10 protein-coding genes are annotated in these 10,848 nt (G+C 33.7%); 4 read left to right on the plus strand and 6 right to left on the minus strand.

Annotated elements, in window-relative coordinates:
- The 5 genes from Q7P22_RS05825 to Q7P22_RS05845 form a co-directional block, all read right to left on the minus strand.
- Positions 1 to 1,580: ABC transporter permease (locus tag Q7P22_RS05825; RefSeq protein WP_303861851.1), on the minus strand; the 1,580-nt coding region annotated here is incomplete at its 3' end.
- Positions 1,573 to 2,340 carry an ABC transporter ATP-binding protein gene (locus Q7P22_RS05830; protein ID WP_113921482.1) on the minus strand — a complete coding sequence of 256 codons (768 nt, stop codon included), beginning with the start codon at positions 2,338 to 2,340 and terminating at the stop codon, positions 1,573 to 1,575. The genes Q7P22_RS05830 and Q7P22_RS05825, both read right to left, overlap by 8 nt.
- A 110-nt stretch (positions 2,341 to 2,450) precedes the next feature.
- Positions 2,451 to 3,458, minus strand: a complete 1,008-nt coding sequence (locus tag Q7P22_RS05835) for a HAMP domain-containing sensor histidine kinase (protein ID WP_303861853.1) — start codon at positions 3,456 to 3,458, stop codon at positions 2,451 to 2,453.
- Positions 3,458 to 4,129, minus strand: coding sequence for a response regulator transcription factor (locus Q7P22_RS05840; protein ID WP_303861855.1), 672 nt, complete (start codon positions 4,127 to 4,129; stop codon positions 3,458 to 3,460). Before Q7P22_RS05840 ends, Q7P22_RS05835 begins: the two co-directional genes overlap by 1 nt.
- A gap of 61 nt (positions 4,130 to 4,190) precedes the next feature.
- The gene (locus tag Q7P22_RS05845; protein WP_113921479.1) at positions 4,191 to 4,664 is read right to left on the minus strand and encodes a GAF domain-containing protein; all 474 of its coding nucleotides are present in this window, start codon (positions 4,662 to 4,664) and stop codon (positions 4,191 to 4,193) included.
- Positions 4,665 to 4,916: 252 nt separating this feature from the next.
- Here Q7P22_RS05845 and Q7P22_RS05850 point away from each other — a divergent pair, with 252 nt between their 5' ends.
- From Q7P22_RS05850 to Q7P22_RS05865, 4 genes are all read left to right on the plus strand, one after another.
- Positions 4,917 to 5,819, plus strand: a complete 903-nt coding sequence (locus tag Q7P22_RS05850; protein WP_369695496.1) for an ATP-binding cassette domain-containing protein — start codon at positions 4,917 to 4,919, stop codon at positions 5,817 to 5,819.
- A gap of 2 nt (positions 5,820 to 5,821) precedes the next feature.
- Positions 5,822 to 7,408 carry an ABC transporter permease gene (locus Q7P22_RS05855; RefSeq protein ID WP_303861860.1) on the plus strand — a complete coding sequence of 529 codons (1,587 nt, stop codon included), beginning with the start codon at positions 5,822 to 5,824 and terminating at the stop codon, positions 7,406 to 7,408.
- Positions 7,409 to 7,741: 333 nt separating this feature from the next.
- Positions 7,742 to 8,932: an MFS transporter gene (locus tag Q7P22_RS05860; RefSeq protein ID WP_303861862.1), complete on the plus strand. Its 1,191-nt coding sequence runs from the start codon at positions 7,742 to 7,744 to the stop codon at positions 8,930 to 8,932.
- Between the two features lie 447 nt (positions 8,933 to 9,379).
- A complete protein-coding gene (locus Q7P22_RS05865) occupies positions 9,380 to 10,168 on the plus strand; it encodes a formate/nitrite transporter family protein (RefSeq protein ID WP_113921475.1) in 789 nt (262 codons plus the stop codon).
- Positions 10,169 to 10,338: 170 nt separating this feature from the next.
- Here Q7P22_RS05865 and Q7P22_RS05870 read toward each other — a convergent pair.
- A partial coding sequence (locus Q7P22_RS05870) for a DegV family protein (protein ID WP_303861865.1) occupies positions 10,339 to 10,848 on the minus strand: 510 nt, incomplete at its 5' end.

Here is a 10,848-nt window from a genome sequence, read left to right on the forward strand (position 1 = left end):
CTGTGACCTGGTAGGACTGAATAACCGGCTACACTTATATCTATCTCTAAATCACTTAGGGCATTTTGTATCGAAGTAGTAAGCTCTATTTCGTCCTCGCTCTCCCCAATTACATCAAAGCCATAGTAATAGGATAGCTCAGGCATATTGGTATTTCCTTCTAAAGAGCTATAAATCTGCTTAATAGTATCTAAGCTATCTATTACTAATAAATAACTATTGGATAAGGTCGCAGCCGTTTCACCCTCATATGCAAAGGCGCTTATTCTTTCTTTTATATTGAGCTCATAATTATTTAAGGTTATTTTATCACTTGGTACCTCTCCATGTATTGTATATAATAAAGCTTCTCCTTCTTTTAACGTTACGTTTTTATTTTCTGATTCATTATAATCCTTTAGGGTAGTAAATCCCAATAGGGCTAAATCATTATAGGAGAAGTTATTCTCATCCATCTTCGTAAAGGACGAGCCATTTTGTGATGTTATAAAGCTCATAGGTCTATATCTTATATTATTTTCGACGGAGTGATTTCCTTTTTCTATTTGATTTTGAATAATATGATTCATTCTAAAAGCTGTTTCATCAGAAATATCTGATGCGCTGACTATTATATTTCTAGGATATCTCGTGCGGAGCAAATCTTCCATTCCCACATATAGAGATACTGTAGTAGATAGTGTAATGATCACTGCAGTAGATAAAATGCAAATATTAGCAAGACCTGCTGCATTTTGCTTCATGCGATAAATCATACCTGATATAGATATAAAATGATTTGTTTGATAATAGTATTTCTTATTTTTACGCAGAGCTTTTAGTATGGCTATACTTCCCGCATTAAATAAACAATGAGTTCCAAACATCACAAATAAAACTGCTATAAAAAACACATTTAATGCTGCTACTGCATTATCTGTAGACAAAGCTAGATAATACCCAATACTTAAGCTTATACCTCCAGCTAAGGCTAATAACCATTTTGTTTTTGGCTCCTTTTCACCTACATCTGAACCTTTTAATAGCTCAATTGGTTTTGAACGGTGTACTTGGATTATATTAAATACAAGGTTTAATATAAAGATGCTTCCGAATACCAAAAGTGTTGCTATTACAGCAGTTATGGGAACTTCAAATCCAAATACTACATTATAGTTCAATATTTTAAAAAGCAATAAGATTATTAGCTTACTTAAAAGAATACCACTTAAAATGCCGATTATAAAGCTTACTATAGCTATAAAAAGGGTTTCAAAGATCATAATTTTAGCAATATGTCTTTTTTCCATTCCCAATATATTAAATAGCCCAAATTCTTTTTTTCTCTGCTTAATTAAAAAACTATTGGTATAGATAAGAAATATTACAGAAAATATACCAATAATTATGGCTCCAAGGAACAACATTTGTCTTAAGGATTGACTATCACTCATGTGCCCAATATCTTTTACAACTGCTAAATAACACATATTGTAAAACATAATAATCGTCCCAATACAGGTCAACAAGTAAGGTATATATCCTCTTGAGTTCTTTTTTATATTATTTAGTGCAAGTTTAGCATAAAATCCCTTACTCATCTCTTGCACCACCTGTAGCAATTAATGTAAGTGTATCTGAGATTTTTTGATACATTTCTTCATTCGTACTAGAGGCTTTATATATTTGATGAAACACTTCTCCATCTCTTATAAATAGCACCCTCTTTGCATGACTTGCAGCCTTTGTACTGTGTGTAACCATTAGAATGGTCTGACCGTCGTTGTTAATTTTAGTAAAGATCTTTAGTAGTTTTTCTGAAGCGCGAGAGTCAAGAGCACCCGTTGGTTCATCGGCAAGTATAATATGAGGCTCTGTAATCAAAGCACGAGCAATAGCTGTTCTTTGCTTTTGACCTCCTGATACTTCATAAGGAAATTTTTTTAATATTTCATCAATTTCAAGCTGTTTGGCGATAGATTTTAGTTTATTGCTCATTTCCTCATAGCTTTTTCCTGCGAGTACAAGGGGCAAAAAGATATTATCTTCAATGGAAAAAGTGTCTAGTAAATTAAAGTCTTGAAATACAAATCCTAAATTATCTCGTCTAAAAGCTGATATTTCTTTTTCCTTTATTGATAAAAGGCTCTTGCCATTTAACAAAACATCTCCATTAGTTGGTTTATCTAATGCAGCTAAAATATTTAATAAAGTTGTCTTTCCGGAACCAGATTCTCCCATTATAGCTATATACTCTCCCTGTTCTACAGAAAAATTTACATTTGTAAGTGCCTGAACAGGAGCTCCTCCAAATCTGGTTGTATATATTTTTTTTAAATTACTTACCTCTAAAAGTGGCATATTGATATCCTCCTTATTTCATCTTCCTGTTCATTATAAAGAAAGAGAAAACGTACTGCCATTTCTTTGGCTTACATTTTCTCTTTCAATCTTACATTTTAGTAAGTTTGTCATTCTATAAGCATATCTATTGCATCAAGACCTATTTTCACTTTAGTACCTTTATCTATGAATGATTCAATATTAATAGTATGTGACAGCTTATTTAAGATCCTTTTGCATAGATAAAGTCCTATACCAGTAGATTTTTTATCACTACGTCCATTAAAACCTGTATAGCCTTTTTCAAATATACGAGGCAGATCTTCCTCTGCTATTCCTATGCCTGTGTCCTCTATTATTAATGTCTGTGGTAATTGATGGTCCATATATATTGAAATTTGTCCTTTATTTGTATACTTAAGGGCATTTGACAATATTTGTTCTATAACAAATACGAGCCATTTTTCATCTGTTAAAATATCTATATGAATTTCTTCATAATTAAGCTTAATTTTTTTGCGTATAAAAGTACTAGAGTATTTTTTTATCGCCTGTTTTATAATACTGTCAAGAGGATACCTTCTAAGAACAAGATCCGAGCTTATACTTTCAATTCGAAGATATTGTAGTACCATTTCTACATATTGTTCGACCTTAAACAATTGATCTAATAGCTCCATATGAAGATTGCTTTTTTCCGATTGCAATAATAATCTCATTGCAGCTATAGGGGTTTTTATTTGATGCGCCCATATCGTATAATAATCGATCATTTCACTATAAGATTTATCCTTTTCATTTACAATGTCTAATCGATTTTTATCAATAATCTGAATGAGTTCCTGATAATCTTTTTCTATCAGTTCTTTCGAAACAGGCAATTTATAATCTGCTATCATTATACCTGTCTTAAGTCTCTTTAAAAAATTATGCTTTTTATAAAAAGATCTAAAATCAACTACGCCGATTATAAAGATAAAAGCACAAATTAAAACAAATGTATAATTTATGGACTCAAATGGTAAGGAATATAAAGCAAATACCATTAAAAAAATTAGATAAGCCCCTGCTAAAGCAAGTATTATATTTCGCTTTGCCCTTATGTAAAAAAATAAAATATCTATATAATCTTTCATTATTTCACCATATATCCAATGCCCTTTTTGGTAATAATAAAATCCTTTAAGGCAATCTCCGAGAGTTTCTTACGTAATCTATTAATATTTACAGTTAATGTATTGTCATCGACAAAATGGTCATTTTCCCATAATCGCTGCATAATTTCTTCACGAGTAACAACTTTACCTAGGTTTTCCATAAGAATCTGAATAATCTTATAATCATTTTTAGTCAGTTCGATTCTTTTATCATCATATGAAACCGTCGTATCGCTAAGATTAAGTATGACGCCATTGTGCTCTATATAGTTAACTTGTCCTTGAAAGGAGTAGGTTCTCCTCATAAGGGCATTAATCTTCGCCGCCAAGACATCTAAATCAAAGGGTTTTGCAATAAAATCGTCTCCACCCATATTCATCGCCATTACGATATTCATTTTATCACTCGCTGAGGAGATAAATATAATAGGTACTTTAGACAATTTTCGTATTTCAGAGCACCAGTAAAATCCATTATAGTAAGGCAACATCACATCTAGTAATATAAGCTGTGGATCAAACTGAATTACTTGTTCTGTTATTTTCTTAAAGTCCTTAATGTATGTAACATTATAATCCCATCTACGGAGATATTCTGCAATGGTTTTTGCTATAGTAATGTCATCTTCTACAATTATGATTTTATACATTTATTGTCCCCCTTTATATAATATAGTTCACTATATATAATCACAATATTTTCATGCTCTATTAATTAACAGTCCATTGACAATATTGATTGAGTATCTCGACAAACTCCTCTAAATATTTACCATCTACCTCATCAAAACGATTTGTAAGTGGGCTATCTATATCGAGTACTCCTATTAATTGATCTCCTTTTATAATTGGTACAACGATTTCCGAATTAGAGGCAGCGTCACAGGCAATATGACCTTCAAACTCGTGTACATCTTTTACGATTACAGTCTTTCTCTCCTGTGCAGATGTGCCACATACCCCTTTGCCCATAGCTATTCGAATACAAGCTAAATTTCCTTGAAAAGGACCAAGAACGAGTTGCCCTTCTTTATATAAATAAAATCCTGCCCAATTGATATCTTCCATACTATGAAATAGAAGAGCAGCAGAATTGGCACAATTAGCAAGCCAATCTTTTTCATTCTTAATAAGTCCTTCTATTTGTTTCAAAATCAGTTCATATTTTTTTGCTTTCTGTTCCATAATCCACCTCATAAGTTTATTAATTCTGTTATTTTAATCCTTATTATTTTATCATAAGCAAGATAGTAAAAATATAATAAAATCTCATAGATTAAGATGTGAATGATACCGTAGATAATAATTTATCCTACATTTTATTGCAATGCACGATTCTTACAATAAATGAGTGAATGTACCCTTCCCCTATGCTAAAATGAGATATATAGAATTATAATTAAATTAGTATAATTATAATCAAGAAAGAGGGATATTATGAATTTTGTTGAAATCAAAGGCTTGACGAAAAAATTTGGTAAGTTTACTGCACTAAATAATATCGATTTAAGCATGAATCCAGGTGAAATATATGGTTTTATTGGTCCAAATGGAGCTGGTAAATCCACAACAATTCGAGTCCTTTTGGGCATGCTTAAACCTACATCTGGTCAAGTTACTATTATGAATAAAGACGCTTGGAAAGACGCTGTTGAAATTCATAAAAGAGTCTCCTATGTGCCAGGCGAAGCAAATCTTTGGCCAAATCTGACAGGAGGAGAAGTTATTGACCTGTTTTTAAGTATACGTGGCAATAGTAGCCAGAAAAAGAGAGATGAACTGATTGAGCTCTTTGACTTAGATCCAAGCAAAAAATGTCGGGCTTATTCGAAAGGAAATCGCCAGAAAATCGCACTAATCTCAGCCTTTGCTTCGGAATCAGATTTGTACATATTAGATGAACCTACTTCAGGACTAGACCCTCTTATGGAACGCATATTTCAGGAATGTGTCTTAAACGTCAAAAAACAAGGAAAAAGCGTCCTATTATCTAGCCATATCCTTTCAGAAGTAGAAAAATTATGCGACCGGGTTGCCATTATTCGTGAAGGACAAATTATTGAAAAAGGTACTTTAGATGAAATGCGCCACTTGACGAGAACAAAGGTGACTGTCTCAACTAGGAAAACTCTAGATGGAATAGAAAATATAAAAGGGATTCACAATATAGCACAAAGTAGTAACCATTTAGAATTTCAGGCCGATACTGAGGAAATTGGAAAGATCATTTCTTACTTAAGCACATTTGAAATCCTTAAATTAGAATGTTCTCCTCCTACTTTAGAGGATTTGTTTATGCGTCACTATGAAGGCAATCATTCTAGTAAAGGGGATAAGTAACTATGAACGGAACTGGAAAGCTTATCAAGCTTTTGGTACGCCAAAATGCTTTAAAAATTACCATATGGATTATTTCTATAGTAGCTACTACTGTTAGCGTAGCCTTTGCTTATGGCGATGTATATAAAACAAAAGAAGAACTTTACGGCTTTGCTTTGACCATGGATAATCCAGCCATGAAAGCCATGCTAGGCCCTGGATACGATGTTGAAAAGTACAATCTTGGCGCTGCCCTTGCTACTGAGATGCTCCTTTTTACAGCTATTGCAATCATCATTATGAATATCCTCTTTGTCAGTTCAAGCACTCGTAAAGATGAAGAAGAAGGTAGGCTTGAAATGATTCGCGCTTTGCCTACAGGTCGATTATCTTATCTCATGGCTTCTGGAATTAAGATTCTAATGCTTAATCTGCTCCTAAGTATACTTACGGGTATTGGCTTAGGTCTAGTGGGTCTTGAGGGGGTTACATGGGAATCTTCTTTTCTATATGGTGCTATTTTAGGGGCAACAGGCTTATGTTTTGCTGGACTGACATCTTTCTTTGCCCAACTTTCAGATACTTCTAGAGGAACATCTAGCCTATCTTTTGGTGCACTTATTGTGTTTTATATCTTTCGAGCAATAGGAGATGTCAGCTTAGAAGGGCTTGCCCTTATTTCTCCACTAGGGTGGACTGTTCGAACAGGAGTATTTGTGGATAATGAGTGGTGGCCTGTACTCGCATTAATAGTAACTGGGGTAATATTTGCTGGTTTAGCTTTATACCTAAACATAAAGAGAGATATTAATGTAGGAATACTACCTACTCGCAGTGGTAGAGAACGAGCTCTGTGGTATTTAAAAACCTCATTAGGCTTAACTTGGAAATTAGAAAGAAATAGTATTATTGTTTGGACTCTCGGGATTTTTCTCATGAGCGCAGCTTTTGGTGCCATACTCGGAGATTTAGAGACTTATTTTTCAGATATGGAATACCTTCAAGCCTTTCTACCTCAGGGTGATGAGACAGATATGACACAGCGTTTTATTACTATGCTCATTCAAATTATGTCTATCTTTACAGCCATACCCGCAGTACTGACGATTTTAAGGCTAAAAAAGGACGAAAAACTAGGGCTTATGGAAAACTTCTACAGTCGCGCCCTTTCTCGAAATAAAGTAATGAGTAGTCATACGATTATTGCCTTTCTCTCTACGATCATCATGCAAGGCTCCATTGGATTAGGGCTCTATCTTACTTCCATAGGAGTCATGGAGCAAAACCTTGTATTAGGCAATACTATGGTAGAGGTATTTATCTATTTACCAGCAATTTGGGTCATAATCGGATTAAGCCTTCTATTCGTTGGGACGTGGTCTAAAGGCAGTAGCCTTGTATGGCTATATATTGTTTTTACTTTTATAGTATTATACCTTGGAAATCTCCTAGACTTTCCTCAGTGGCTAAATGATCTATCTACATTTAACCATATACCAGAAATATCTCAAGACCTAATAAACTGGACCCCTGTATACGCTTTAAGTGCGCTAGCTTTATTTTTAGGATTTGTTGGATTTACTGGGTACAATAAGAGAGATATACAGTAAAGCAGTACCACGTTATCTACTATACACATTAAACTTCTATCTCATTATCATTAATACATAAAAACCCACAGCTGATAGTGGGTTCTTCTTTTACTATTTTATCTCATTAGTTGTAATTAAATTATAATTATACATTTATTATAATATTATAAAACAATGCACTTGCATTAAAATATTATAAGTGATACCCTTTAAAGGGATATTCTAAGTTTTTCCATTTGAAAAGTAGGTACACTTACATTACTTTATATGTCGCAGCAATCACCTCCTATGATTGTTTATATAAAAAACACAGCAAATATGTAACGAAAAAATAATTTGGAGGGAAGAAATTTGAAAGACGATACTCAAAAATTTATTGTTACAATTAGTATCCTGGGATTTATGGGTTTTTTAGCAAATGGAGATAATTATGCAGTGGCTCCATTACTGATCAATATATCCAAGGATTTAAACATTACGATTACCCAAACTGGACTCTCTGTAACATCCTATATGCTTTGTTTTGGAATTTTTACTATTTTTTTTGGTCCTTTAGGCGATCGATTTGGAAAGACTAGGATTATCAATATAGCTGCTTTTGGAACCGCCATATTTAGTATGCTGGGTGCATTATCTTATAATCTACCATCTTTAATCTTTTTCAGGTCTGTCAATGGAGCCTTTGGCGCAGGAATTTTCCCAGTTTCTATTGCTTTTATAGGTGGATGTTGTACAGATAAAAACAGACAAAAATGGATAGCAAAATTCTTTGGGATGATGTTTCTTGGTGGTGCATCTGCCACAGCTATAGGAGGAGCCATCGCTTATTTTGGTTCTTGGCGAGCCGTTTACTTTATTTATGGTTTCCTAGAATTAATTGTTGCCTTTATGATGCTAAAATCTCTAGAAAAAGAGCCTGGTGTCATAAATAAATTGGATATTGTAGGAGTATATAGGAAGGCATTTGCGAATAAGGAATTAGTCAAAGTTATTTGCACCATTTTTTTAGTTGGCTTTAGTGTTTTTGGAACTTTTACTTATTCCGGTCAGTTTATTACGGATCATACAGGATACAATATTTTAACAGTGGGCTTAATCCTAACCGTTTTTGGACTGGGCACCGTTATTGGAGGAAGATTAGCACCGCGACTACGACAAAAATACAATAAGAAATTCGTGCCTGCTGCAGCAATCCTAGGAACTGTTTCTTTAGCTATATTATTCTTTGCCACTACACCGCTACTCTTGTCGATTGGATTATTTGGATTTGGTTACGCCTTTATATCTATTCACTCTACCCTTACGACAATCGCTCAAGGTCTTATGCCTCAATTAAGGGGAACGGTTATGTCCTTGGTATCATTTGGTCTGTTTGGAGGGGGTGCTTTAGGTACCTTTGTAAACGGTATCGTTATCCAAAACTCAGAAATCAAATGGACCTATGCTATTGGTGCTATTCTCATGGCCATCGTATTCTTCATGACTTCAAAAGTTGTCGATGTAAGTATTCGTAAAGAAGAAGCGGGAGCATTTCCTGCATAATATCCCTAAGGGGTCGTAGAGTTTATCTTACGGCTTCTTTTTTTTATAATTTTACTTTTCAAATTCACCTAATACTTTAATGGATATTATTACAGTAAATACCATTATATCGCAATTAATATATGTCTTTTCCCCTTAAATTCTTATAATAAACCACTACTAATATTGCGTTTATTCCAATGACAAAGATGATATAGAAAATTATAAAACTAACAAATATTACCTGGATAATATCTCCATATATAAATTGCATATGCCTTTTCCCCTTAAATTCCTGTAATAAGCTACTAAAAATATTGCATTTATTCTCATGACAAAGATGATATAGAAAATTATAAAAATAGCAAATAATGCTAGTATTATTTAATAGTTTATGGTATATTTTAAATGTAGTTTGTGATAATTTTATTAATAAATTAATCACAAATAATTTTTGGGGGTGCACTCATGTTTCAAGAAGAAATTCTTAGTGTAGCAACTGCTGCGAAGAAAAAATGGACCTTTTTAAGAGATAATCCTATGGGCTATTTAATTTCAGCCATGATGTCAGGTATGTTTATAGGATTTGGATCAATTCTTATAGGTTGCGTAGCAGGAATGATGACTGGTATACCTTTTGTAAAACTAATACAAGGATTTAGCTTTTGTGTTGGTTTGAGTCTAGTTATCATCGCGGGAGCAGAATTGTTTACAGGAAATAACTTTGTTATGGCTGTAGGCTCTATTAAAGGGACTGTAACGTGGAAAGAGACAGCAAAAGTTTGGTTAATGTGTTATGTAGGTAATTGGATTGGTTCTATATTAGCGGCTGTGGCATTCTACGCTTCAGGACTTAATTTCGAAGGAATGACAGAAGCTGTTGCTGCTACTGCTTATGCAAAAATGACTATTCCTTTAGGGCAATTATTTATTCGCGCTATTTTCTGTAATATTCTAGTATGTTTGGCTGTATGGAGTGCTACTCGTGCTAAATCCGAGAGTGGCAAGTTAATTATGGTCTTTTGGTGTATATATCCTTTCGTCGCAATGGGCTTCGAGCATAGTGTTGCTAATATGAGCACTTTAACTATGGGACTATTAAACCCAGCTGGTCATGCTATAACCTTATCTGGTTACTTCTACAATCTCTTCTTTGTTACTATAGGTAATATGATTGGTGGTATCGTTTTTGTAGCTCTTCCTTATCTCTCTATAGCTCGTGATACGAAAAAATCAGAAGCTATTGAAAGCAATTAAAATATTGTAAATTTGAAATTATATCACAAATAATACTTAATAGTTTGTTAATAATAGTTTAATATAAAAGTACCAGTGTGAATCTGTAATCGATTCATACTGGTACTCTTGTTATAATTTAATCACAATTCTCTCATCCTAGTTTAAACAGACTAATTGCTATATAGCACTTAGTCTGTTCTCTTATTACCCCAAAAGAATAGATTAACCGTTCCAGGGCCCGTATGACTACCAATGGTCGTTCCAATATTGGATAGTTGAACTTTACCGTTTAATTTGGGGAACTTTTCTTCTATAATTTGAGCTAACTTTTGTGCATCTTCCAGAGCATCCGCATGTGAAATGAAACATTTTCTTTTATAGTCTAAACCATCTTCAGCATGCCCAATCATCTGATTTAAAGTCTGATTGATTACTTTTTTCTTCCCTCTGACTTTAAATCGGGGAATGAGATGCCCTTCCATATCAATGTTCAAAAGTGGATTGATATTTAGCATATTGCCAACCCATCCTGAAACTTTTGACACCCGACCTCCTCGAACGAGATAGGTTAAATCTGAAACAAAAAACCAGTGATGCATATTGAGCTTATACTCTTTAATCCAGTTATATAATGCATCTAAATTTTTGCCCTCATCTCGCAAATCTGCAAGGGTTTCCATAAGTAGTCCCAATCCTCC

Origin of the sequence: Alkalibaculum bacchi (genome assembly GCF_937875145.1) — a bacterium.
Lineage (GTDB): Bacteria > Bacillota > Clostridia > Eubacteriales > Alkalibacteraceae > Alkalibaculum > Alkalibaculum bacchi_A.